This window comes from Atlantibacter sp. RC6 (assembly GCF_014193285.1).
Classification (GTDB): Bacteria; Pseudomonadota; Gammaproteobacteria; order Enterobacterales; family Enterobacteriaceae; genus Atlantibacter.
Map to the genome: position 1 here is coordinate 561731 of NZ_JACHZE010000002.1, position 25683 is coordinate 587413.

At 54.2% G+C, this 25683-nt stretch carries 23 protein-coding genes and 1 pseudogene; 6 read left to right on the plus strand and 18 right to left on the minus strand.

From position 1 onward, the window contains the following. Window positions 1-26 precede the first annotated feature (26 nt). A pseudogene (gene soxS / locus FHW74_RS07745) lies at window positions 27-344 on the plus strand (superoxide response transcriptional regulator SoxS); the annotation flags it as partial. On the opposite strand, the gene FHW74_RS07750 reads toward soxS, so the two are convergent. Both FHW74_RS07750 and FHW74_RS07755 read right to left on the minus strand, forming a co-directional pair. Then, complete coding sequence (locus FHW74_RS07750) at window positions 341-1945, minus strand: EAL domain-containing protein (RefSeq protein WP_183169895.1); 1605 nt, start codon at window positions 1943-1945, stop codon at window positions 341-343. The pseudogene soxS and the gene FHW74_RS07750 overlap by 4 nt on opposite strands. A gap of 288 nt (window positions 1946-2233) precedes the next feature. After that, entirely contained in the window at window positions 2234-3631 is a 1398-nt protein-coding gene (locus FHW74_RS07755; RefSeq protein WP_183169896.1) for a sensor domain-containing diguanylate cyclase, read from the minus strand. A gap of 570 nt (window positions 3632-4201) precedes the next feature. On the opposite strand from FHW74_RS07755, the gene FHW74_RS07760 reads away from it, so the two are divergent. Then, entirely contained in the window at window positions 4202-4480 is a 279-nt protein-coding gene (locus FHW74_RS07760; protein ID WP_183169897.1) for a YjcB family protein, read from the plus strand. A 43-nt stretch (window positions 4481-4523) separates the two neighbouring features. Here the strand turns inward: FHW74_RS07760 and FHW74_RS07765 are convergent, their stop codons facing one another. After that, on the minus strand, window positions 4524-4868 hold the full coding sequence (locus FHW74_RS07765; protein ID WP_183169898.1) for a hypothetical protein: 345 nt from the start codon (window positions 4866-4868) through the stop codon (window positions 4524-4526). Between the two features lie 305 nt (window positions 4869-5173). Next, window positions 5174-5707: a single-stranded DNA-binding protein SSB1 gene (ssb1, locus tag FHW74_RS07770; RefSeq protein ID WP_183169899.1), complete on the minus strand. Its 534-nt coding sequence runs from the start codon at window positions 5705-5707 to the stop codon at window positions 5174-5176. 260 nt (window positions 5708-5967) lie between these two features. Here ssb1 and uvrA point away from each other — a divergent pair, with 260 nt between their 5' ends. Then, complete coding sequence (gene uvrA / locus FHW74_RS07775) at window positions 5968-8802, plus strand: excinuclease ABC subunit UvrA (RefSeq protein WP_183169900.1); 2835 nt, start codon at window positions 5968-5970, stop codon at window positions 8800-8802. Here uvrA and FHW74_RS07780 read toward each other — a convergent pair whose 3' ends face one another. From FHW74_RS07780 to dnaB, 5 genes are all read right to left on the minus strand, one after another. Beyond that, window positions 8803-9156: an MmcQ/YjbR family DNA-binding protein gene (locus tag FHW74_RS07780; RefSeq protein WP_183169901.1), complete on the minus strand. Its 354-nt coding sequence runs from the start codon at window positions 9154-9156 to the stop codon at window positions 8803-8805. Next, complete coding sequence (locus FHW74_RS07785) at window positions 9153-9575, minus strand: secondary thiamine-phosphate synthase enzyme YjbQ (protein WP_183169902.1); 423 nt, start codon at window positions 9573-9575, stop codon at window positions 9153-9155. Before FHW74_RS07785 ends, FHW74_RS07780 begins: the two co-directional genes overlap by 4 nt. Window positions 9576-9704: 129 nt before the next feature. Continuing rightward, complete coding sequence (gene tyrB, locus FHW74_RS07790) at window positions 9705-10898, minus strand: aromatic amino acid transaminase (protein ID WP_183169903.1); 1194 nt, start codon at window positions 10896-10898, stop codon at window positions 9705-9707. Between the two features lie 111 nt (window positions 10899-11009). Continuing rightward, a complete protein-coding gene (gene alr, locus FHW74_RS07795; protein ID WP_183169904.1) occupies window positions 11010-12089 on the minus strand; it encodes an alanine racemase in 1080 nt (359 codons plus the stop codon). Between the two features lie 159 nt (window positions 12090-12248). Then, entirely contained in the window at window positions 12249-13655 is a 1407-nt protein-coding gene (gene dnaB, locus FHW74_RS07800) for a replicative DNA helicase (protein WP_161659040.1), read from the minus strand. Window positions 13656-13795: 140 nt separating this feature from the next. Here dnaB and FHW74_RS07805 point away from each other — a divergent pair, with 140 nt between their 5' ends. Next, window positions 13796-14779, plus strand: a complete 984-nt coding sequence (locus tag FHW74_RS07805; RefSeq protein WP_183169905.1) for a quinone oxidoreductase — start codon at window positions 13796-13798, stop codon at window positions 14777-14779. 177 nt (window positions 14780-14956) lie between these two features. Here the strand turns inward: FHW74_RS07805 and pspG are convergent, their stop codons facing one another. The 3 genes from pspG to FHW74_RS07820 all read right to left on the minus strand — a co-directional run bounded on the left by pspG (window position 14957) and on the right by FHW74_RS07820 (window position 17720). Then, window positions 14957-15199 (minus strand): envelope stress response protein PspG, encoded by a 243-nt coding sequence (gene pspG, locus FHW74_RS07810; protein ID WP_183169906.1) that lies wholly within the window; start codon window positions 15197-15199, stop codon window positions 14957-14959. Between the two features lie 137 nt (window positions 15200-15336). Beyond that, entirely contained in the window at window positions 15337-16335 is a 999-nt protein-coding gene (dusA, locus tag FHW74_RS07815) for a tRNA dihydrouridine(20/20a) synthase DusA (protein WP_183169907.1), read from the minus strand. A 92-nt stretch (window positions 16336-16427) separates the two neighbouring features. Next, complete coding sequence (locus FHW74_RS07820) at window positions 16428-17720, minus strand: conjugal transfer protein TraF (RefSeq protein WP_183169908.1); 1293 nt, start codon at window positions 17718-17720, stop codon at window positions 16428-16430. 283 nt (window positions 17721-18003) lie between these two features. On the opposite strand from FHW74_RS07820, the gene zur reads away from it, so the two are divergent. Continuing rightward, window positions 18004-18519 carry a zinc uptake transcriptional repressor Zur gene (zur, locus tag FHW74_RS07825; RefSeq protein ID WP_183169909.1) on the plus strand — a complete coding sequence of 172 codons (516 nt, stop codon included), beginning with the start codon at window positions 18004-18006 and terminating at the stop codon, window positions 18517-18519. A 71-nt stretch (window positions 18520-18590) separates the two neighbouring features. Here the strand turns inward: zur and FHW74_RS07830 are convergent, their stop codons facing one another. The 4 genes from FHW74_RS07830 to FHW74_RS07845 form a co-directional block, all read right to left on the minus strand. Beyond that, a complete protein-coding gene (locus FHW74_RS07830) occupies window positions 18591-18800 on the minus strand; it encodes a CsbD family protein (RefSeq protein ID WP_002438376.1) in 210 nt (69 codons plus the stop codon). A gap of 223 nt (window positions 18801-19023) precedes the next feature. Next, complete coding sequence (dinF, locus tag FHW74_RS07835; RefSeq protein WP_183169910.1) at window positions 19024-20358, minus strand: MATE family efflux transporter DinF; 1335 nt, start codon at window positions 20356-20358, stop codon at window positions 19024-19026. Window positions 20359-20444: 86 nt separating this feature from the next. Then, entirely contained in the window at window positions 20445-21053 is a 609-nt protein-coding gene (gene lexA, locus FHW74_RS07840) for a transcriptional repressor LexA (protein ID WP_002438378.1), read from the minus strand. A 108-nt stretch (window positions 21054-21161) separates the two neighbouring features. Further along, a complete protein-coding gene (locus tag FHW74_RS07845) occupies window positions 21162-21530 on the minus strand; it encodes a diacylglycerol kinase (protein WP_183169911.1) in 369 nt (122 codons plus the stop codon). Window positions 21531-21662: 132 nt separating this feature from the next. Between FHW74_RS07845 and plsB the strand changes: the two genes are divergently transcribed. Beyond that, window positions 21663-24092 (plus strand): glycerol-3-phosphate 1-O-acyltransferase PlsB, encoded by a 2430-nt coding sequence (gene plsB / locus FHW74_RS07850; protein ID WP_183169912.1) that lies wholly within the window; start codon window positions 21663-21665, stop codon window positions 24090-24092. A 33-nt stretch (window positions 24093-24125) separates the two neighbouring features. On the opposite strand, the gene ubiA is transcribed toward plsB, so the two are convergent. Both ubiA and ubiC read right to left on the minus strand, forming a co-directional pair. After that, window positions 24126-24998, minus strand: a complete 873-nt coding sequence (ubiA, locus tag FHW74_RS07855) for a 4-hydroxybenzoate octaprenyltransferase (protein ID WP_183169913.1) — start codon at window positions 24996-24998, stop codon at window positions 24126-24128. Further along, on the minus strand, window positions 24998-25507 hold the full coding sequence (ubiC, locus tag FHW74_RS07860; protein ID WP_183169914.1) for a chorismate lyase: 510 nt from the start codon (window positions 25505-25507) through the stop codon (window positions 24998-25000). Before ubiC ends, ubiA begins: the two co-directional genes overlap by 1 nt. Window positions 25508-25683 lie beyond the last annotated feature (176 nt).

Below are 25683 nucleotides of genomic sequence, written 5' to 3' on the forward strand. Positions count from 1 at the left end.
TCGATAACTTACGATGAGGGACGCTTATGTCACATCCGGAAATTATCAGCACACTGATTGAATGGATCGATGAACACATTGACCAACCGCTGAATATCGACGTGGTGGCGAAAAAATCTGGTTATTCAAAATGGTACTTACAGCGGATGTTCCGCACCGTGATGCGGCAGTCGCTCGGAGAGTATATTCGTCAGCGCCGGTTATCGATGGCGGCAGAAGCGCTGCGTAATACGCGGCGGCCTATTTTTGATATTGCCATGGATCACGGTTACGTTTCACAGCAGACTTTTTCACGCGTGTTCCGCCGGGAATATGACATTACGCCGACCGACTACCGGCTTCAGACCAGAGTGGCGGGATTAGCTTCCCGTAATAACGTCTTAACTTCAGCCTCGTATACCCAGCTAATGAGTTCATGAGACGACATCGCCTTCGCGAAATACCACCCCTGACAGAACTGCACGTTACGCTTTAACAGCCAGCTAATTTGCTCAGGGGTTTCCACCCCTTCGGCAATAATCTTGAGGCGCAGGCTTTGCGCCATTTCAATAATATGCTCAACGATTAAATGGCTGGTGCTGTTGGTGGTCAGCGTGTCGATAAAGGTTTTATCGATTTTCAGCATATCGACATTCAGCGAGTACAGATTATGAAGATTGGAATAGCCGGTACCAAAATCATCGATGGCAATTTCAAAGCCTGAGCGGCGGAAGGCCTGAACCACCGGTGCGGTTTTCGTCACGTCAATCACGCCGCGCTCGGTCACTTCGATCTTAATTTGCTGCGCTTTAACGCCAAATTGACGGTTTTTCTGTTCGATCAGCGCGATCAGACGGGCAGAGTGAAAATCGGACGCGGAAAGATTGATGGAGATATAAAGCTCCGGATGGGCCGCCAAAAACTCGCCGAGATCCTGATACAACTCTTCTATGACGTAATCGGTAACCCGGGCAATCAATCCCTCTTTTTCCGCCAGCGGAATAAACTCAACCGGGCTCATTATCGGGCCGTTAAAACCGGGCCACCGCAATAGCGCTTCAGCGCCGACGCAGGTGCCGTTTTTGATATCGACTATCGGTTGATAATGGAGGCAAAGCTGACGTTTTTGCAGCGCACGCTGTAGCATGCGGGCAGGCGAATTAAACTGCTGACGGGTACGCGACCACATCAGCAGAATAATCACGCTGCAAATGAGTCCCAGCGGCAGTGTCAGGGTAATCTGGTGATACCACTCCTGGAATATACGCTGCGAACTGGTCGAGACAATAATAGCGATCGGACGCACGCTGGATTGCGCAATCGCATAATAGCGATCGTTGACCTGAAAATTGGTCTCTTTATTACTGATTAACTGTTCAAATAATTTCGCATCGGCCTGCTGGCTTAACGAAAAGAATTGATTCGTCACGGTATCAAACAAGCCAAACTGTAAATGGCTATCCGTGGACATCACTTCACTATAGGAAAGGGGATTCACTACCGCGACATAGTTCCCTTTACGCATATACACCATTTTATGTCCGGAATAAAATGGCGTATCGCGGTAATAATAGATCGCAATATTAGTACTGCGGGTATAGTTTGCGGCATCCATGATCCAGTGTTGTTTCATGTTCATTGCCGTCGAGCAATGAAATTCATCTTCGCTGGCATAAATCAAATCCGCAACATAAAGATGGCCGCGCACGATATTCAACATATTAGCCCGATGATCGGCACTGCATATTAAACCAGCCCAGGTGAGCGCTTCCTCACGCGCGGCGTCAACGTCTTTGATTACAATTTCGGTTTTGTCGAGTACTAATTGCGCAAACGCATGGAGGTGGGCGCGGGTATCGCTTATTGCGCGAAGATGGGCTAACCACAGGGCAAGCGCGACAGGAAGCAGCACCACGAGTGTAATGCCTGCCAGTCGTAACGCGTTTTTTCGTGCCCTGAAATTCATCGTGATCTCATATCCCTGCTGTTTGTGCCTGCTTGGTTATGAATAGACACTCTGCAAACAGGCGTTACGTTGCATGAATAACGGAACATTAGCAACAGGATTTTATTATCACAGAATATAATTTCTTTATCTATTCAGATTATTCACAGGTTTTACCAGAAAAAATGCGTTAATTTATCTTAAGTGCGTTATTTTCGCTGTTTAACGGTAACCTTAATTACATCTAATTAAATTTTAATAATTAAAACACCTGAATTGATTGTGGATTAATCACTGCGCGCTTAGCGGTTAACAAATCTCCCCGGGCCGAACGCAAACTGTACGGTTACGCCCGGTATGTTTGGCCTGATAAAGCGCTTTATCTGCTTCCGTGAGCACCTGTGAAAGGATCAGCTCCTTCCCTCTGATGGCGAGCGCGCCGGCGCTAAAGGATAACGTAACGGGTACATCCTCAATCAATAATGGTGCTGTCGCCAGCATTTCGCGAAGTTGTCCAGCAAAAACCGCCGCATCATTGCAATCACCTCCCTTAAGTAACACTAAGAACTCTTCCCCGCCTAAACGCCCGACATAAAATTCCGGGAAATCACAGGCGCGGAGACAATCGCAAAAATGCTGCAGCGCCTGGTCACCCGCTGCATGTCCCCATGAATCATTAATACGTTTAAAATAATCGAGGTCGATCATTAAAACGGCAAAAGGCTCTACGGGCGTTGCGTCAAGCTGCTTCTCGAGCTTATTTAATATTTCTGCCCGATTAAAACACTGCGTGAGATCGTCAATGGTGGCTTTAAGCGTTAATATCCTTTCGGCCTGTTTACGCGCAGTAATATCAAGCCCAATATTCAATACACTATTATCCGGTAATAAAATATTGGCCCAGAGCGTCGTTAACGTTGTACCGTCACGTCGCAGGGGATGCCACTCTTTCATGGCGGTGAGTGGGCTGGAATTGATCGACTCCCGAACCTCGCTGCGAATAACCGGGTCGGGATAAAATAGTGCCAATGGATCTTCCGCCTGGTTTATTTCCTCTATGGTCCATCCGAATACCCTTTCACATTCACCATTCCATAATGTGCAACGCCCGTTTCGATCGAATGAATTCATTAATACCGGCGCGCGCTCAAAGAGTATTTTGTATTGTTCGGAAATCTGCTGGAGCTCCTGATACGCGAATTCGCGGGCGGATTGCTCCAGTAAATAATCCCGCAGTTTGTCCGCCAGGATCGTCACGCCGTGTTTGAGGATGGTAATGGATGGCAGAGTGTGTTGATAGGCTAAAAACAGCCAGGCGGTAGACGCATAATCACGCAGCGGTAATTTGCATAAAATGCCGGTTTGCAATTGACTCAGAGGTGCTTCCCGGCCCGGATAAAAAAGCGCCCCCACGCCCTGCGGCCATGACAGCATACGCCAGACGTAAGGGTGATCGACGATGCGGGGATGCGACAGGATTTGGCACGCCTGCGCATAGCCATCCTCCCCTTCATCAGAGTGATGAACCTGAAGTTCTCCATCATGTTCAATGGCAATCCAGGTGACGGAACTGCCCAGGGCGTGCTGAATATCCCCAACGATATCTTTCAATGAACGATGCGGTAAAAGCTGCGGAATCACCTGGGTCAGGATACGCAATACCTGAGCGCCATCTCCCAGGAGATTATGTTTTTGTGCAGTATTCATTTCTTATCATTTTCACATGTTATTGAAAATAAAAATAATAAACACTCATCCGTAATGAATAGCTCGATTTAGCGAAACGTTAGAAAGCAGAAATAAATGGGCGCGTTAAACACACTCTGGTGCGTAAATGAATATCTAGCGACTTATTGAATCCCATTTAAATCAGGAGGTTGAATTGTTTATTACCTATAAAGGCGATGTTACGGTCACGCATAATGCACGATAGAAGTTAATTAAGTATTATGCAAATGTTATCAGGCATAACTCCATTCACTATTTCAGTTAGCAAACAGGAAAGAAATACGACAAAAGGGTGAGTTTTTATTACTGAAAGGAATAACGCTTCGCTTAAGCCAGACCGCTTGTCTTAATATTTATAAGGTTATTAAGCACTAAAAAAATTAGCGCTTCGATGTGGCGAATAAAAGAACAAATGTGATATAGTTCACACATCAGATGTAATTACTGCATTTGCATTCATTGTTAGTAACCCTACGCTTGCCAGATACCCGCCGGGAGTTTTATCTCCTGTCCTGACAGGCGTTGCCTTTATTTAAAGGAATCAGTGACATGGCTACCCTGACTACTGGCATTGTTATGATGCGCTGGCAACTTCTCAGCGCCGTGATGATGTTTCTTGCCAGCACCCTGAATATTCAATTTCGTAAATCTGATTATGCAGTGCTGGCGGTAATCAGCAGTGGAATAGGCATCGCAGCGTCCTGCGCTTTCGCAACGGGTTTGCTGGGTTTGTCTATCGATTTCGCGGCAACATGGTCTCACGTCAAGGATGTTATGTGGGATGTGCTTAGCCAGACTCCGCCCGAGTGGCCGATGATCCTGACCTGATTTTCCCGCCTCTGCTATGCAGAGGCTTTTTTTTAGATGCTTTTTACATGCAACCCGCACAGCTGGTGCAACGCCAGTCCTGCTTGTTTACCGCTTTCCAGAATGCACGGTAATGCTCTTCTTCCAGCGGGATAGCGTTATCAAAAAAGCAATCCGTTAACCATTCAACATTTTCGAGTATCCATTCATCTTCAGGCAACCCATCCGCGAAAGTTTCGTCATCGGGATCGATAATGGAATAAATCCCCCTGGTACCCATATCTTTTTCACGACGAGGCTCAGGAAGTTCCACGGGTCGCCCCTCAAAGGTAATAATCCAGTGACCATGACAAAGCAAATTGCCGCGACGGCTCCAGTCTGCTTTGAATGGATTGGTTGCGATAGTCATTCGGTCTCCCTGTGGTCTGTGAATATTTTTTCCGGCTTTATTTCATCTCCGCGTAAAACTGTTTATTCGCGGGATTATTACATTTGTATAAAACCCTTTATTTTGTGGGAGTAAGTTTCGCATCAGTTTAATAAGGCGAAAATCCTAACAAAGAGGTAGGCGTTAACGGCAGGAGAGTAACAGGGATGTTTAAATCGCGATGGGAAAACCAGGATTGAACATTATTATTGAGGCAGATGCCTGAGAGAAAATAAAAAACCCGCAATGTTGATTGCGGGTTGATTTATTTGATGCTTAAGGTCACATCAGAACGGGATATCGTCGTCGAAATCCATCGGCGGTTCATTGTTTGACTGCGCCGGAGCCTGCTGCTGCGGACGTGGTTGCGCGCCGCCGCTGAACTGGCCGCCCTGGGACTGCTGCGGTTGCTGAGGCTGACCCCAACCGCCCTGCTGCTGACCGCCACCTGCCGGTGCGCCACCGCCCTGGCGACCACCCAGCATCTGCATTACGCCGCCGATTTGCGGAACGTTGATTTCGGTGGTGTAGCGCTCCTGGCCGGATTGATCGGTCCATTTGCGGGTACGCAGCTGGCCCTCAATATAGACCTGGGAACCTTTACGCAGATATTCGCCGGCTACTTCCGCCAGTTTGCCGAACATCACCACGCGGTGCCATTCCGTCTGTTCTTTCATCTCGCCGGTTTGCTTGTCGCGCCAGGAGTCCGAAGTAGCCAGCGTGAAGTTAGCGACTGCGCCACCACTCGGCAAATAGCGTACTTCCGGGTCCTGGCCCAGATTACCCACGAGAATAACCTTGTTTACGCCTCTGCTGGCCATGATCGAGTCTCCTGAAAGGTTTCTAAATAGTGTAAACGCGCGATTGTACCATCACAAAGCCGCAGTGTAATAGCTGCGAGCAGTATTCCAGAAAAAAGCGCCAGGACGACATTTTCGCACAAAACGCTGGAAGATGCATTCCAATACTGTATATCCATTCAGGTCAAATTGTGTCATAATTAGCCGTTTCTGACAGCCGGTTCTCTTTTCTTGCGCAACATGAAAGACCAGGCAAACAGCGTTTCTACCGGGAAAGGTGAATGGATAAGATAGAAGTACGGGGCGCCCGCACCCACAATCTCAAGAATATCAATCTCGTCATCCCCCGCGACAAGCTTATTGTCGTGACAGGGCTGTCGGGTTCAGGCAAATCCTCACTGGCTTTTGACACCCTGTATGCCGAAGGGCAGCGTCGCTACGTCGAATCGCTGTCGGCGTATGCGCGTCAATTCCTGTCGCTGATGGAAAAGCCGGATGTCGATCATATCGAGGGGCTCTCCCCTGCAATCTCGATCGAGCAAAAATCGACGTCGCATAACCCACGCTCTACGGTGGGCACCATTACTGAAATTCACGATTATCTGCGTCTGTTGTTTGCCCGCGTCGGCGAACCGCGCTGCCCGGATCACAATGTCCCGCTGGCGGCGCAAACCGTCAGCCAGATGGTGGATAACGTGCTGTCGCAGCCGGAAGGCAAGCGCCTGATGTTGTTGGCGCCGGTGATCAAAGAGCGTAAAGGCGAACATACCAAAACCCTGGAAAACCTTGCGAGCCAGGGATATATCCGCGCCCGTATCGACGGCGAGGTGTGCGATCTTTCCGATCCGCCGACCCTGGAACTGCATAAAAAGCACACTATCGAAGTGGTTATCGATCGTTTCAAAGTACGTGACGATCTGGCGCAGCGTCTGGCGGAATCGTTTGAAACCGCGCTGGAGCTTTCCGGCGGTACGGCGATGGTCGCCGATATGGACAATACCGACGCGGAAGAGATGCTGTTTTCGGCTAACTTCGCCTGCCCGGTATGTGGCTACAGCATGCGCGAACTGGAACCGCGCCTGTTTTCGTTCAACAACCCGGCGGGCGCTTGCCCGACCTGCGACGGCCTGGGCGTTCAACAGTATTTCGATCCCGATCGCGTGGTGCAAAACGGCGAGCTGTCGTTGGCTGGCGGCGCTATCCGCGGCTGGGACCGCCGTAACTTTTACTACTTCACCATGCTGCGTTCGCTGGCGGATCATTACAAATTCGACGTGGAAACGCCGTGGAATGAACTGAGCGCCACCGTGAAGAACGTGGTGCTCAACGGTTCTGGCCGGGAAACCATCGAATTTAAATACATGAACGATCGCGGTGACACCTCCGTGCGCCGCCATCCGTTTGAAGGCGTGCTGCACAATATGGAGCGCCGCTATAAAGAAACCGAGTCTTCCGCCGTGCGTGAAGACCTGGCGAAATTTATCAGCAACCGCCCCTGCGCGACCTGCGAAGGCACCCGCCTGCGCCGTGAGTCACGCCATGTGTTCGTTGAAAACACGGCGCTGCCGACCATCTCTGACATGAGCATCGGCCACGCCATGGACTTTTTCACCAATCTGAAACTGTCCGGCCAACGCGCGAAAATCGCTGAAAAAGTGCTGAAAGAGATTGGCGATCGCCTGAAATTCCTGGTGAACGTCGGCCTCAACTATTTAACGCTTTCCCGCTCGGCGGAAACCCTGTCCGGCGGCGAAGCCCAGCGTATCCGTCTGGCAAGCCAGATTGGCGCGGGGCTGGTAGGCGTCATGTACGTACTGGATGAGCCGTCAATCGGCCTGCATCAGCGCGATAACGAACGCCTGCTGGAAACGCTGATCCACCTGCGCGATCTCGGTAACACCGTGATTGTGGTGGAACACGATGAAGACGCGATTCGCGCCGCCGACCATATTATCGATATCGGCCCCGGCGCGGGCGTGCATGGCGGCCAGGTGGTGGCTGAAGGCACCATGAAAGACATCATGGCGGTTCAGGAATCGCTGACCGGCCAGTACCTGAGCGGCAAGCGGGAAATTTCAGTGCCGAAACAGCGCGTACCGGCGGATCCGGCGAAAGTCCTTAAGCTGGTGGGCGCGAAGGGCAACAACCTGAAAGACGTGACGTTGACGCTGCCGGTGGGCCTGTTTACCTGTATTACCGGCGTATCCGGCTCGGGTAAATCGACGTTGATCAACGATACCCTGTTCCCTATCGCCCAGCGCCAGCTTAACGGCGCGACGATCGCCGAACCTGCGCCGTATCGCGAAATCCACGGCATGGAACATTTCGATAAAGTTATCGATATCGACCAGAGCCCGATTGGCCGTACGCCGCGCTCCAACCCGGCGACCTATACCGGCGTGTTTACGCCGGTGCGCGAGCTGTTTGCCGGCGTGCCGGAAGCGCGTTCACGCGGCTACACGCCGGGGCGCTTCAGCTTTAACGTGCGCGGCGGTCGCTGCGAAGCCTGCCAGGGCGACGGTGTGATCAAGGTAGAAATGCACTTCCTGCCGGATATCTACGTGCCGTGCGACCAGTGCAAAGGCAAACGCTATAACCGCGAAACCCTGGAAATTAAGTACAAAGGCAAGAGCATTCATGAAGTGCTGGATATGACGATTGAAGACGCACGCGCGTTCTTCGATGCGGTGCCCGCGCTGGCGCGTAAGCTGCAAACGCTGATGGACGTGGGGCTGTCTTATATTCGTCTTGGGCAATCGGCTACGACGCTGTCCGGCGGCGAAGCCCAGCGTGTGAAACTGGCGCGCGAGCTGTCAAAACGTGGCACCGGCCAGACGCTGTATATCCTCGATGAACCCACCACCGGCCTGCATTTTGCCGATATCCAGCAACTGCTTGATGTCTTGCACCAGTTGCGCGATCAGGGCAATACCATTGTGGTGATTGAGCACAACCTGGACGTCATCAAAACCGCAGACTGGATTGTGGATCTGGGGCCGGAAGGCGGCAGCGGCGGCGGCGAAATACTGGTGTCAGGCACGCCGGAAACCGTCGCTGAATGCGAAGCCTCTTACACGGCGCGCTTCCTGAAACCGATGCTTCCCACATCCCGCTAGTTATACGGACAATTGCTGCCTGACCTGTTCAGGCAGCAACGTCACCGCCTGCTGATAGGATGCATCAATCAGGTAATAAATTTGCGATGCGGGCAAACTGCCATCCAGATAAACCGTGCTCCAGTGCGCCTTATTCAAATGCGCGCTGGGAAACACATCCTGATGTTTCTGACGCAGCAACTCAGCCAGTTCCGGGCTGGTTTTTAACGACACGGCTGGCCTGTCGTTAACATCGTGAACCATGGCGAACAGCACATCCACCAGCTTAATCTGCGTTGCTTTCCAGTCACTATGGACGCTCTGCTCCGCGCCGGTTTTCTTCATGCAATAATCCAGTAAATCTGAGTTCGTCATTGTGGTTCCCCTTGTAAGGTGGCGACAATCCGGCGTGACCCGCCGTCGATGCGATGTTCCCCTAACCAAATCCCCTGCCAAGTGCCGAGCTGCACGCGCCCATTGTTGACGGGTAGCATCAGCGACACGCCCAGCGTCGAGGACTTAATGTGCGATGGCATATCGTCCGGCCCTTCATAGTCGTGCTCCCAGGGACCGTTATCAGGCGCCGCCTGAAGAAAATAGCGCTCCATATCGCGGCGAACCGACGCATCGCAGTTTTCATTGAGCGTAAGAGAAGCGGAGGTGTGCTGAAGCAGCAGATGCAATAATCCAACCCTGATGCGCGAAAGGCCTTCTATCTGGCTGAAAACCTCGTCGGTAACCAGATGGAATCCCCTTGGCCTGGCTTTCAGCACCAGCGTCTGTTGGAACCACATAAGCTACTCCCTTAAAAGAAAACAGTTCTGTTAAGTGTGTAGCCTAATGAGCGAAAGGTAAAATCAGGAAGGCGATTTATCGGCGGCCAGGGGGATAACGCTGAAAACGGCTTCCCCCTGGCCGCAGGATCACATCACGGCGGCAAAAGCCTGGGCGACACGCTGCACATTGCGGCTGTTAAGCCCTGCCACGCACATACGTCCGCTGGCGATCAGATAGACGCCAAACTCATCGCGCAGCCGATCCACCTGTGCCGCGCTCAACCCGGTATAGCTGAACATACCGCGTTGCTGGAGCAGGTAATCAAAGTTGCGGTCCGGCATCGCGTCTTTCAAAACATCCACCAACGCCTGACGCATCGCCAGAATGCGGGTACGCATCGCTTCCACTTCCGCCAGCCAGTTGGCTTTCAGTTGGTCATCGCCCAGCACCATCGCCACCACCTGCGCGCCGAAATTTGGCGGGCTGGAGTAGTTGCGGCGTACGGTGGCTTTCAACTGGCCTAACACGCGACCGGCGGTTTCTGCATCTTCACAGACGATCGACAGGCCGCCCACGCGTTCGCCATACAGCGAGAAAATTTTCGAGAACGAATTACTGACCAGCGCTGGCAAACCCGCGCTGGCGATAGCGCGAATGGCGTAGGCATCTTGCTCCATGCCTGCGCCAAAGCCCTGATAAGCGATATCGAGGAACGGGATCAGTTCGCGCGCTTTCAGGACTTCAACCACCGCATCCCACTGGGTATTGTCCAGATCGGAGCCGGTCGGGTTGTGGCAGCAAGGATGCAGCAGCACAATGCTGCGCGCTGGCAGAGTGTTGAGTTTTTCCAGCAGCGCCCCAAAACGTACGCCTTTGGTGTCGTTATCAAACCAGGGGTAAGTACTTACTTCGAATCCAGCCCCTTCGAAAATGGCCACGTGGTTTTCCCACGTCGGGTCGCTGACCCACACCCCGGACGCAGGGAAATAGCGTTTCAGAAAATCAGCGCCGACTTTTAACGCCCCTGAACCGCCCAGGGTTTGAATGGTAGCGACACGCTGTTGCTTGAGAACGGGATGATCAGCCCCAAACAGCAGCGGCGCGATGGTGTGACGGTAGCTGTTCAGTCCTTCCATCGGCAGATACAGCGATGCGCCATGCGGTTGCGCGTTCAGGCGCTCTTCGGCCTGAGCGACGGCCTGCAACTGCGGAATGATGCCATCTTCGTTGTAATACAGCCCGATGCTCAGGTTCACTTTATCGGCGCGAGGATCTTCTTTGAAACGCTCCATCAAAGAGAGAATGGGGTCGCCCGCATAGGCGTCAACTTTTTGAAACACGCTGAGGTACTCCTGGTTTACGGTGTAGTAACTTTACACAATAAACCGGAGACCACGGGAGATCGAGAGGAAGTTTGCAAAGCCGTTTCCCTGTAAAAAACGGCCTGCGTATTAATCGAGATAGCGCGTCGCCATGCGCGGCGTTAAACGGGTGATAAGTTCGTAAGCACTCACTTTTGTCATCGCGGCGATACGTTCGACGGGCAACCCGTCGCCCCACATCACCACGCCGTCGCCGACCTGGTCCTGCGCCTCAGGGCCGAGATCGACGCAAATCATATCCATCGCCACGCGCCCGACGATGGGCACTTCGCGGCCGTTAACCAGCACCGGCGTACCGGACGGGGCACTGCGCGGATAGCCATCGCCGTAGCCCAGCGCAATCACGCCCAGCCGGGTATCGCGCTCGCTGACCCAGGTCCCGCCATAGCCCACCGGTTCACCCGCCTTATGCTCGCGCACGGCGATCAGGCTGGAGGTGAGCGTCATCACCGGTTTAAATCCGAAGTCTTCGCCCCAGGGTTTGTTATCCAGCGGCGAGACGCCGTAAAGAATAATGCCCGGACGCACCCACTCCAGATGGGATTGCGGCCACAGCAGGATGCCGCCCGACGCGCCAATCGAGCGTTGTCCCGGTTTCCCTTCGGTGAAGTGATTAAAGATGGCGAGCTGCTTTTCGGTCGCGCCGCATTCCGGCTCATCGGCGCGGGCGAAATGGCTGGCGATATTCACCGGCTGACGCACGTTTTTACAAGCGCTAAGCCGGGCATAAAATGCCTCGGCATCTTCCGGCAGGACACCCAGACGATGCATGCCGGTATCCAGTTTCATCCAGACGGTAACGGGTTCATCCAGCGTCGCCTGTTCCAGCGCCGCCAGTTGCGCATCGTTATGCACCACCGTGTGGAAGCCTTCGCGGGAGATAGCCGGCAGATCGTCGGCGTTGAAGAAGCCTTCCAGCAGCAGGACAGGCTGTTTAATGCCCCCTTCCCGCAAGCGCAGCGCCTCTTCCAGACGCGCAACGCCGAAAGCATCGGCATCGGTTAACGTACGCGCGGTCTCCAGCAGACCGTGCCCATAGGCGTTTGCTTTCACAACCGCCACCATGCGACTGTCCGGAGCCAGTTCGCGCAGGCGTTGCAGGTTGTGTCGCAGAGCGCGGCGGTTAATTACTACGGTTGCCGCTTGCATGTCATTCCTTGCATTTAAGTGGATTTTACGGGGAATCCCCTAAATCATTCGCGTTGCAGGAAGGCGACGAGTGCGTGAATCCCCAGGAGCTTACATAAGTAAGTGACTGGGGTGAGCGCGCGAAGTCAACGCACCTGCGGCGTGAATGATGACGGGGATTCATTCGTCATCGTATTGGGGGCCCGCGTAATTATCAAACCGCGACCACTGCCCGTTAAACGTCAGCCGCACCGTACCAATTGGCCCGTTACGCTGCTTACCAATAATGATTTCCGCGATCCCTTTCAGGTCGCTGTTCTCGTGATACACCTCATCACGATAGATAAACATAATTAAGTCGGCGTCCTGTTCAATAGAGCCGGATTCACGCAAATCGGAGTTAACCGGGCGTTTATCGGCGCGCTGCTCCAGCGAGCGGTTAAGCTGGGAGAGCGCCACCACCGGCACCTGCAACTCTTTCGCCAGCGCTTTTAGCGAGCGGGAGATTTCGGCAATTTCCAGGGTACGGTTGTCAGACAGCGATGGCACGCGCATCAGTTGCAGGTAGTCGATCATAATCAGGCTTAACCCGCCGTGCTCGCGGAAAATCCGCCGCGCGCGGGAGCGGACTTCAGTCGGCGTCAGGCCCGAGGAGTCATCAATATACATATTGCGCTTCTCAAGCAGGATGCCCATGGTGCCGGAAATCCGCGCCCAGTCTTCGTCATCCAGTTGGCCGGTACGGATACGCGTCTGGTCCACGCGCGACAGCGACGCCAGCATACGCATCATAATCTGTTCGCCAGGCATCTCCAGGCTGAAAATCAGCACCGGCTTATCCTGCAACATCGCGGCGTTTTCGCACAGGTTCATGGCGAAGGTGGTTTTACCCATTGAAGGACGCGCCGCCACGATAATCAGGTCGGAACGCTGCAACCCGGCGGTTTTCTTGTTCAGATCCTGATAGCCGGTATCCACCCCGGTTACGCCGTCATGCGGCTGCTGGTAGAGCGTTTCGATACGCGCCACCGTCGCTTCAAGGATCTGATCGATGCTTTTCGGGCCTTCGTCTTTATTGGCGCGGTTTTCGGCAATCTGGAACACCCGCGATTCTGCCAGGTCCAGCAGATCTTCGCTGCTGCGCCCTTGCGGATCAAAACCGGCATCGGCGATTTCATTGGCCACCGAAATCATGTCGCGCACCACCGCGCGTTCGCGCACGATGTCGGCATAAGCGCTGATATTCGCGGCGCTGGGCGTGTTTTTTGACAGCTCTGCCAGGTAGGCGAAACCGCCGACGCTATCAAGCTGCCCCTGTTGCTCTAACGATTCGGACAGCGTGATCAGGTCGATGGGTTTGCCCATCTCCTGCAAACGGTGCATTTCGGTAAAGATATGGCGGTGCGGGCGGGTATAGAAATCCTCCGCCACGACGCGTTCGGCCACGTCATCCCAACGTTCGTTATCCAGCATTAAACCACCCAACACCGACTGTTCCGCTTCAATCGAATGCGGGGGGATTTTCAACCCGGCGACTTGCGGATCGCGAGGTTCAGTAGGTTTGTTGAAGGGTTTATTTCCTGCCATAGTGAATGGAGTTACCGAGTTAGATTAGGGGGACGGGCATTATATACCCTGGGGAAATAAGATGCATCGCGCACAAAGCCCGCGATGCCGCATGATCCCATGGGATGTCTGCGCCCAAACGATATGACAGCGGAGGATACATGGCAATACGCATTGAGTTTCAAAAGCATGGCGGCCCCGACGTGCTCAAAGCGGTTGAGTTCACCCCTGGCGACCCGGCGGAAAATGAAGTCCAGGTCGAGAATAAAGCCATCGGCATTAACTATATCGATACCTATATCCGCAGCGGGTTGTATCCGCCGCCAGCCTTGCCCAGCGGGCTGGGAACCGAAGCCGCTGGCGTAGTGAGCAAAGTTGGCAAAGGCGTCACCCATATCAAAGCGGGGGATCGGGTGGTGTATGCCCAGTCATCCCTTGGGGCCTACAGCGACGTGCACAACGTGCCGGCAGATAAAGTCGCCCTGCTGCCTGACGCCATCTCTTATGAGCAGGCCGCCGCATCGTTCCTGAAAGGGCTGACGGTGTTCTATCTGCTGCGCAAAACCTATGAGATCAAACCCGACGAGCCGTTCCTGTTCCACGCGGCGGCGGGCGGCGTAGGGTTGATTGCCTGCCAGTGGGCCAAAGCGCTGGGTTCAAAAATGATCGGCACCGTCGGTTCCGCGCAAAAAGCGGAACGCGCAAAACAGGCGGGGGCCTGGCAGATCATTAACTACAAAGAAGAGAATATTGTCGAACGGGTGCGCGAAATCACCGGCGGGAAAAAAGTGCGGGTGGTTTACGACTCGGTGGGCAAAGAGACCTGGGAAGCGTCGCTGGATTGCTTACAGCGCCGCGGTCTGATGGTCAGCTTCGGCAACGCCTCGGGGCCGGTCACCGGCGTCAATCTCGGCATTCTCAACCAGAAGGGGTCGCTGTTTGTCACCCGCCCTTCGCTGAACGGCTACGTCACCAACCGCGCTGAACTGGAAGAAGCCAGCAACGAGCTGTTCTCGCTGATCGCCAGCGGGGTGATTAAAGTGGATGTCGCGCCGGAACAGCGCTTTGCGTTAAAAGATGCGCAGAAAGCCCATGAGACGCTGGAAAGCCGGGCAACCCAGGGTTCCAGTTTATTGATCCCTTAAAAAGAATTAGGGCTTCCCGCAGGAAGCCCTTTCTTTTTATAGTTCGCGCCGTATGTAGGGTACAGCTGCGATGAATTCGTTAACCCATGCATACTGACAGATTAACCCGTCAATTCCTACGCAGCACCCCGAATAAATCCTTACAGGATCATCAGGTTGTGACCCATGCCGCAAACCTTAGTAACGCCAACGGTTGTTGCGCTGATAAAGCGGAAGCTTCGGCTGTTTTATCGTCCGTACCACCCATACAATGGCGACCGCCAGTAATAACCAGGGTAACACTTTAAACATGATGGCGAATAAGCCACCAACAAACATTAATGCCGTCGCCACTGCCAGCGCCGCCAGGATACCGAACAGCGACACGCCGGTCACCAGCAGCATCACAAAAAACCCTAACACGAACAGAATTTCCAGCATGGCTTTCTCTCCCAATAAAATGCGTTCCTGTGAGAGCTATTACAAGAAACATGCCAGAATTAACTCATTGATTATAAAAAGCTACGCCCCGTCACGATGGACGAGGCGTAGCGAATTTGACGATTTTTTAGCGAAACTTACTGCGGATTAGCGACTTTCTGCAACGCGCGTTCCAGTACTTCGATATCCGCCCCGGCCTTATGGGCGTTTTCGCTTAAATAGCGTCGCCACTGGCGCGCGCCGGGTACGCCCTGGAACAGCCCAAGCATATGACGGGTGATATGGCCCAGATACGCGCCCTGGCTCAGTTCACGTTCAATATAAGGATACATGGCTCGCACCACCGCAACCGGATCGGCTAATGCGCTATCCACGCCAAAAATTTCTTTATCTACCGCCGCCAGCATCCCCGGATTTTGATATGCCTCGCGCCCAACCATAACGCCATCCATATGCGCCAGATGCGCTTTCGCCTGCTCAAGCGAGGTGATACCACCGTTGATCGACATCGTTAAATGCGGGAAATCACGCTTCAATTGATACACACGCGGATAATCGAGCGGCGGGATTTCGCGGTTTTCCTTCGGGCTCAGGCCCGAGAGCCAGGCTTTACGGGCATGGATGATAAACATCTCGCACTCGCCCTTGCCCGATACGGTGTTGATAAAATCACACAGGAATTGGTAGCTGTCCTGGTCGTCTATGCCAATGCGGGTTTTTACGGTGACGGGAATAGACACCACATCGCGCATCGCCTTGATACAGTCCGCCACGAGTTGCGCATTGCCCATCAGGCACGCGCCGAACATGCCGTTCTGTACGCGGTCAGACGGGCAACCGACGTTAAGGTTGATCTCATCGTAGCCACGCGCTTCAGCCAGTTTCGCGCACTGCGCAAGGGCCGCCGGGTCGCTACCACCGAGCTGCAGCGCCACCGGATGCTCTTCCTCGCTAAATGCCAGATAGTCGCCTTTGCCGTGGATAATCGCCCCGGTGGTCACCATTTCGGTATACAGCAGGGTATGGCGCGACAGCAGGCGTAAGAAATAACGGCAGTGCCTGTCGGTCCAGTCGAGCATCGGCGCGATGGAAAAGCGGTGAGCGGCAAAAGCGGTAGCTTGAGATTCTGGCAGCATAATCAAACGATGGCGTATCAGGTTAAAAAAGGGGCGACACTATACCACACTCTGTGAAAAGGGGCGGAACGTCGCCACTCCGCCCTGTAATGTTAGAATGTCACCTTGAGCTGCGCCCCTGCCCCCCAGGTCTCTTTCTCGCCGACCATGCCGGTTAAATCGATATGCACCCGATTAAGCGGCGCGAAGCCCAGACCGGCGGTAAACACGTCATTATCATTGCCTTTCATATCCGCACGATAACCGGCGCGCACCGCCAGCCAGGGGAGCGGACGCACTTCCGCGCCTACCCCGGCGTACTGGCTGTTTTCTTCGCTTTTGAATCCTTTGGTTTCAGTGAGATCGCCGTCAGCAGTCAGCGTCAGCATATCGCGTTGCCAGGCGACACCCGCTGTGACCAGCGGGGTAATTTCATAAGTATCCCGAAAGCCGTTAACCTCTTTGGTGTCGATATCCCGTGATACCAGATTCTGGCCGCTCAGGGCGACGGTCCAGTGTTCACTCAAGTCTGCGGCGATACCCGCGTCTACGTTAAACCCTGTGTCGTCGTTGCGATAGCGGCTGCTGTTCCAGTCGCTGCTCTCATAGCGGTAAATGGGCACGCTGTAGTTATACAGCCAGGTTTTTTGCAATTTCGGCGTTACGCCGAACGAAACCGGCACGCCGCCTAAATCGAATTGTTTAGCAAACGCGACACCGTAGTCAGAGACAATCGCCAGCCGACCAAAACCAGTGGAATGCAGGTTATCGGTGATCTCATCGGTGCCGTTAAGAATAGCGTCTGTGGCCACCAGGCCCGCGGTGAGCCTACTGTTTTGAATCCCACGCAAATAGGTGATGTCGTTCGGATCGATCCATGAGCTCACCCGCGCATGGGCATAGGCTTTTGCCATAAAAGCCACTGATAAAACATCGTTTGGTATGCTAACCGCCACCCCGGCCCCGGCGCGTGCGGTCGCGATTTTGCCGTCGAGTGACTCGAGTTGATCGGCCAGTTCTCCGGCCGCATTTTGAAATTGTTGTACCGATTCGTTGATATTCAGTAAATCTTCCGGACCAAAATCATTGATCACATCTTCGTAATAATTAATGCGGTCGCTGATGTCATCGATCTGATCCTGAAGATTGTCTTTGTCACTGATTTGCGCGCCTACCGCTGGAAAAATCACGGTAATGTCATCATCGGGTTTAGCTTTTGCCAGTAACGCCGGGTTAATCAACACGCCACTGCCATAATGCGCAGAGGCGACGCCGGTTCCTCCCATTGCGTCGCCGCGCGCTTCCGTCCAGGTATTGGCCGCACTGGCCTGATTCGCCACCAGCAGCGAAACCGCTGCCGTCACCATCGATAGTTTTATTTTTTTCACAGTAGTCCGTCTCGTCATAGTTTGCATTACAGGCGCTGTGTCCTACACAGCGGAGAACGATTGCTGCGGATATCCCTATGAGAAACGGGCCTCATGGCCCATCAATGGCGGCGCTGCCTTCAGGCGGCTCATGTTAATTATTTGTTAGACTTACTATTTATAGATGAGGTTTTTTTAATGCGACACAGCCGAACGGGTGAACGTGTAAAAAAACACGCTTGAAGATCAATTCTGAGCGCTGTCGGCGTTTTGGGCGGATCGTGATAAAATACCCGTTTTACGTGACCCCATGAGGAAGCTGATGGATACGACGACGTCCCAACACATGCTCGCTCTGGCAGAAGATCTCTGCCAGCAACGGAATGTACGCCTGACTCCGCAGCGCCTTGAAGTGTTGCGTTTAATGACGTTACAGAAAGGTGCGATCAGCGCATACGATCTGCTGGATTTGCTGCGTGAATCCGAACCGCAGGCCAAACCGCCCACGGTATATCGGGCACTGGATTTCCTGCTGGAGCAAGGGTTTGTCCATAAGGTTGAATCCACCAACAGTTATGTGCTGTGCCATTTGTTCGATCAGCCGACGCATACTTCAGCGATGTTTATTTGCGATCGCTGCGGGGTGGTGAAAGAGCAGAGCGCACAAGGCGTAGAAACGATTATGGATGCGCTAGCCGCGGATATGGGGTTTACGCTGCGACATAATGTGATTGAGGCGCACGGATTGTGCTCAAGCTGTAAGGAAGTGGAAGCGTGCCGTCATCCGGAACATTGCGGTCACGATCATTCTGTTCAGGTTAAAAAGCGCGGGAAATGAAACGGTAAAGGGTACATCCTTGTACCTGGGCAGGGTAGCCATGAGGGTGACTGACCTGAGAAACGTCAGGATTACCAGCGGTAATCGTTACGGGTTTCCCAGTCTTTCACTTCGTTCTCTGCCTGATCTTTCTCGTATCCATAGCGTTCCTGGATTTTCCCTACGAGCTGATCGCGTTTACCTTCAATAACGGTCATATCGTCGTCAGTGAGTTTACCCCACTGCTCTTTCATTTTACCTTTGAACTGCTTCCAGTTACCGCCGACTTCGTCTTTATTCATGATGTAGTCCTCATCGTTCGGTTATAAACGCTAAATGTTTATCGTCCATGTCTAACAGTTATTATCTGCTGGACGTGATAATAAGTTTAGTCGACCGTTCCGACTCGTTTGTTATATTCAGAATGTTTAACCAACCGATAGAGGAAAACACGCCTGGTTTTGTTATAAATATTTTATATATCAGGGCGATAAAGATTAAGTAAATCAGGGCCAGTAGATGTAACTAACCATGACCCGGCTCGTTGAACCAACTATTACGCTGCCAGTGACGCCGCCAGATAAGCCACAGCGACAGGCCGCGTAGCGCCAGAAATACCGCAACCGCCAGCCACAGCCCGTGATTACCCAACCAGGGTAAAGCGATTAACGTTACGCCAAAACCCAGCGCCGCAACGGCCATGCTGTTGCGCATCTCTGCGCCACGGGTGGCGCCGATAAACATACCGTCCAACAGGTAGCACCATACGCCGACCAGCGGCAGCACCACCTGCCAGGCCAGATAGCGATCCGCCTGCTGTTGCAAAACCGGCAGCGAAGTGAGCAGCGCCACGATGTGCTCGCCCCACAGCGCATAAATCGCGGCAAACATCAGCGCCACCAGGCCCGCCTGGCGGCAGGCGGCATGCCAGACCCTGATAAGCTGATTGCTGTTGCCTGCGCCGTAGGCCTGCCCGGAATGGGCTTCTACCGCATAAGCAAAACCATCCAGAGCATAGGCCGTAAAGGTCAGTAGCGTCATCAATACGGCATTCACCGCCACGATATCGCTGCCCATCCGCGCCCCGAGAATCGTGACGCTGGCGAAGCAGATTTGCAGCAGCAGCGAGCGCAGCATGATGTCGCGATTTAAAGCCAGTAAACGCCAGATATCGCCGCGCCAGGCGCAGAGCAACATCATCGGGTCAATACCACGCAGTTTCATCACATGCCAGACCATCATCAGCCCGACAAAGAACGTGATGTATTCCGCCACCAGGGTGGCCAACGCCGCGCCCTGCACGTTCATCTCCAGCCCCACCACCAGCCACAAATCGAGCGCGATATTCAGCACATTGCCGACGATTAGCAGGATCACCGGAGCTCGCGCATACTGCACGCCCAACAGCCAGCCTAACAGCACCAGATTTGCCAGCGTCGCTGGCGCGCTTAGCCAGCGGATTTCAAGAAAACGCCGCGCCTGATGCAGTACCTCTTCGCTACCGCCCACAATATGCAGCGCCAGATCGATAAGCGGAGCGCGCAGTAGCATAATTGCAGCCCCCGCCAGCAACGCCAGCAGCAGCGGCTGCACCAGTGCGCGCGCCATCGCCTGTGGATTTTTTGCGCCAAATGCCTGGGCAGTTAACCCGGTGGTGCTCATGCGTAAAAACAGCAGCAACATAAACAGGAAACTGGTCGCGGTTGCGCCAATGGCGACACCGGCTAAATACACGGGGCTGTCGAGATGGCCGATAACGGCAGTATCTACCAGGCCAAGTAGCGGCACGGTGATATTGGAGAAGATCATTGGTAGCGCCAGGCGCCACAATGCTTTATCAGCAGACGTGAAAAATGGCATGACGCAATCCGTAGCGGTAACGCATATCTGTAAAAAGCAAAAAGCCGTAACGCGGTGCGCTACGGCTTCAAATCACGCAACAGGACTTACAGCCACTCGCCGTTGCGGATGACGCCTACGGCAAGGCCTTCGATAGAGAAAGCCTGTTCGCGCAGGTCAACAACGATCGGGGAGAATTCGCTGTTTTCCGGCAGTAACTGCACCGTGTTGCCCTGTTTATTCAGGCGCTTAACGGTGACTTCGTCGTCAATGCGCGCGACCACCACCTGGCCGTTGCGCACATCCTGGGTTTTATGTACCGCGAGTAAATCGCCGTCCATTATGCCGATATCCTTCATCGACATACCGCTAACGCGCAGCAGGAAATCCGCGCTGGGCTTAAACAGACCCGGGTCGACCTGATAATGCCCTTCGATGTGCTGCTGAGCCAGCAGCGGCTCGCCTGCAGCGACGCGCCCTACCAGCGGCAATCCTTCCTCTTCGTCCACCAGCAGACGCAAACCGCGCGACGCGCCAGAGACGATTTCAATCACCCCTTTACGCGCCAGGGCTTTTAAGTGTTCTTCTGCGGCGTTAGGAGAACGAAAGCCCAGACGCTGTGCAATCTCCGCACGAGTGGGAGGCATGCCGGTTTGGCTGATGTGATCGCGAATAAGATCAAACACCTCTTGCTGTCTGGCCGTTAAACTTTTCATTCCGCCCCCTGGGTGCATATACAGTAATGCTGTGAGTATATACAGCTAACGGCGATTTTGAAACCACAAAATGAGCAAATATCTGCATGTTAGCGGCATCTGGAAGAGTTATCGCAAATTTGACCAGAGCAATGTGCCCCAGGTCATCAGCGCCAGTAAAATAGCGAACAGTACCGCCGCCGAGCCCATGTCTTTGGCGCGCCCGGAAAGCTCGTGAAACTCCGGGCCAATGCGATCGACCACCGATTCGATGGCGCTATTGAGGATCTCGACAATCATCACCAGGATAACGGAGCCGATCAGCAGCACTCGGGTAATGGGATCAACATCCAGCCAGCAGGCGATGGCGATGGCGGCAATCGCCGCGACGCCTTCCTGACGAAACGCCGCTTCGTTCTTCCAGGCGGCGCGAATGCCTTTCCAGGAGTAGCCTGCTGCTTTAATTATTCGTATCAACCCGGTGGTGTTATTCGCCATGAAAAGAAACCTTTTTAAAAAATGCGCATCAATAGCATTGAGCAACGAAACGTAAGCACCACAGATATTCCCGGTAGTTTCTGATATTCTTGCGGTGCATTTGCATTATTAACCAGAGGCTTTACATCGTTTATGTCCGGCTGGCCACGAATTTACTACAAATTACTTAATTTACCATTACGCGTACTGGTAAAAAGCAAATCTATTCCGGCGGATCCGTGCGCCGAACTGGGGCTCGATACCTCGCGCCCCATCATGTACGTTCTTCCGTACAACTCGAAGGCGGACTTGCTGACGCTGCGTCAACAGTGTCTGGCGCATGATTTGCCCGACCCGCTGGAGCCGATTGAAATCGACGGTACGCTGTTGCCGCGCCATGTGTTTATTCACGGCGGGCCGCGGGTATTCACCTATTACACCCCGAAAGAAGAGTCGATAAAGCTGTTCCACGACTATCTCGATCTGCATCGCAGCAATCCGCTGCTTGATGTCCAGATGGTGCCGGTATCGGTGATGTTCGGGCGCGCGCCGGGCCGCGAAAAAGGCGAAGTGAACCCGCCGCTGCGTATGCTCAACGGCGTGCAGAAATTTTTTGCCGTTTCCTGGTTAGGGCGCGACAGTTTTGTGCGCTTTTCGCCGTCGGTGTCGCTGCGCCGTATGGCGGATGAGCACGGTACCGATAAAACCATCGCCCAAAAGCTGGCGCGGGTGGCGCGGATGCACTTCGCCCGCCAGCGTCTGGCTGCCGTAGGGCCGCGTTTGCCAGCGCGTCAGGATCTGTTTAATAAGCTGCTGGCCTCCAAAGCCATCGCCCGCGCGGTGGAAGATGAAGCGCGCAGCAAAAAAATCTCCCATGAGAAGGCCCAGCAGAACGCTGTGGCGTTGATGGAAGAGATTGCGGCGAACTTCTCCTACGAAACGATTCGTCTGATGGATCGCATTCTGGGCTTTACCTGGAACCGACTCTATCAGGGCATTAACGTACACAACGCCGAGCGGGTACGCCAACTGGCGCATGACGGCCACGAACTGGTGTACGTCCCCTGCCACCGCAGCCATATGGACTATATGCTGCTGTCCTACGTGCTGTATCACCAGGGGCTGGTGCCGCCGCATATCGCTGCGGGCATTAACCTGAACTTCTGGCCGGCAGGCCCGATGTTCCGCCGTCTTGGCGCGTTTTTTATTCGCCGCACATTTAAGGGCAACAAGCTCTACTCCACGGTGTTCCGCGAGTATCTGGGCGAACTGTTCAGCCGTGGCTACTCGGTGGAGTATTTTGTCGAAGGGGGCCGTTCCCGTACTGGCCGCCTGCTGGATCCGAAAACCGGCACCCTGTCGATGACCATCCAGGCCATGCTGCGCGGCGGTACGCGCCCGATTACGCTGATCCCGATTTACATCGGCTATGAGCACGTAATGGAAGTGGGCACGTACGCTAAAGAACTGCGCGGCGCAACCAAAGAGAAAGAGAACTTCGCGAAAATGGTCAGCGGGCTGAGCAAGCTGCGCAATCTGGGCCAGGGCTACGTGAACTTCGGCGAGCCGATGCCGCTGACCACGTACCTGAACCAGCATGTGCCGGAGTGGCGCGAATCTATCGATCCGATCGAAGCGATCCGCCCGGCCTGGCTCACGCCGACGGTGAACGCCATCGCCGCCGACCTGATGGTGCGCATTAACAACGCGGGCGCGGCAAACGCCATGAACCTGTGCTGTACCGCGCTGCTGGCGTCGCGTCAGCGTTCGCTTACCCGCGAACAGTTGACCGAACAGCTGGGTTGCTACCTGAGCCTGCTGCGCAACGTGCCCTACTCACCGGATGCGACCACGCCTGCCCAGTCCGCTAACGAGCTGATTGAGCACGCGCTGCAAATGAATAAGTTCGAAGTCGAGAAAGACACTATCGGCGACATCATTATCCTGCCGCGTGAGCAAGCGGTATTGATGACCTACTACCGCAACAACATTCACCATATGCTGGTGCTACCGTCGCTGCTGGCGGCCATGATCGCCCAGCATCGTCACGTCACCCGTGAAGAGTTGCTGCGCCAGGTCGAGGTGTTGTATCCGATGCTCAAGGCGGAGCTGTTCCTGCGCTGGGAGAAAAGCGAACTCGGTGCCCTGATTGATGCGCTGGTCAATGAGCTGTTGCAGCAGCAGTTGATCGTAGAAAACGGCGATAAATTGCAGCTTAACCCGGCACGTTCACGCACGCTGCAATTGCTGGCGGCAGGGGTTCGCGAAACGCTGCAACGCTATGCCATCACCTTCTGGCTGCTGAGCGCCAATCCGTCCATTAACCGCGGTACGCTGGAGAAAGAGAGCCGCACCGTGGCGCAGCGTCTGTCGGTACTGCACGGGATTAACGCGCCGGAATTCTTCGACAAAGCGGTGTTCAGCACGCTGGTCTCCACCTTGCGTGATGAAGGCTTTATCAGCGATACCGGCGATGCCGAACCGGCCCGCACCATGAAGGTCTACGAACTTCTGGCGGATCTGATTACTTCGGATATCCGGTTGACCATCGAAAGCGCGGCGGCTCAGGCCAACGACGCGTAAAGACAAAACAGGCGGGAAATCCCGCCTGTTTTTTTAGAGATGTTGATAACTGAAAACCAGCCCGATAAACAACACTAAGCCAACGTAGTTGTTGTTCATAAACGCCTGGAAACAGGCCGCGCGCTCGCGATGGGCAATCAGCTTTTGTTGATAAGCAAACAGCCCGCCGGCAATCAGGATCGTCGTGTAAAAGACCGCCCCCAGCCCGTTCAGCCAGCCGACCAGCGCCATCAGGCCCATCACCACCACCTGCAAAATACCGATAATCAGCTTGTCGTGACGGCCAAACAAGATCGCCGTGGATTTAATGCCGATTTTCACATCGTCGTCGCGATCGACCATGGCGTACTGCGTATCGTAAGCCACAGCCCAGCAGATATTGGCGATAAACAGCAGCCAGCAGCTGAGCGGCACGCTTTCGCTCACGGCGGCAAACGCCATGGGGATCGACCAGCCGAACGCCGCGCCGAGCACCACCTGCGGCAGATGGGTATAGCGCTTCATAAACGGATAAACCCACGCCAGCGCCAGCGCCGCCACCGACAGCAAAATGGTCATGGTATTGAGGGTCAGCACCAGCAGGAACGACAGCAGCACCAGCCCGACAAACAAATTGCGCGCCTCTTTTTCCGTTACCGCGCCGCTCGGCAACGGACGGTTGGCAGTACGCTTCACATGACCGTCGAATTTGCGATCGGCATAATCATTCACCACGCAGCCTGCCGCGCGCATCAGCCATACGCCTGCGACAAACACCGCCAGGATCCACAGCGGCGGCAGACCGGGGGTGGCAACCCATAACGCCCACAGCGTCGGCCATAACAGCAACAGTGCGCCGATGGGTTTATCGGTACGCATCAGCCGGTGATAAGCCAGCAGCTTATTTTGCCTAAGGCTCCACTCCATTATCTTTCCTCCTGGTACAACGGCGACGCAGCCAGAAAAAGTTCAGTCAATAATAGCGGTTTACCGGATAACCGCAGGCGAGAACGGCGCCCCCATAAATTTTCGCTGCGCCCCACCTCAATATAGTCGCGCGTGAGCGTCGACTGGGTAAAAAGATAGCGGCCCAGCGGAGTTTCGCCCAGGTGCTGCAATGCCAGCTCCGGCCCGCACAGGGTTGATTCCGGCACCACGGTGCGGCCAATCAGCCAGGGTTCGCCATCGCCGCACAGCACAATTTCACGCAGCCAGTAGCGCGACTCCTGCGGCAGGCAGGCGCGTTCGTCATCAGGCAACTCCGGCCCGATAAAGCCTTCACAGATAATATCGACATGCACTTTACGGCAAAATTGCTCGAAACGTTTGGTCATCGAGTCTTCAAGCAGCAGCCAGTCGCGCAATTCGCTATCCAGCTCGGGAAGGGTGTCGAAAAAGGTCAGCGCACGCAGTGACGTGAGCGCAGGATGGGACATGTCTTGCTCTCCGGAACCAGGTCTTCCGGCATTGTAGCGCAGAAAGGCGCGAAGTTGGCGGAGGAAACGTCACCAATGACGATTTAGCGCAACAAATGCGCAACAAACGCGGCGGCAAATAAAAAAAGGTGCGCCGAAGCGCACCAACCTTACAAGCATCAACAGTGCGGGGCGGA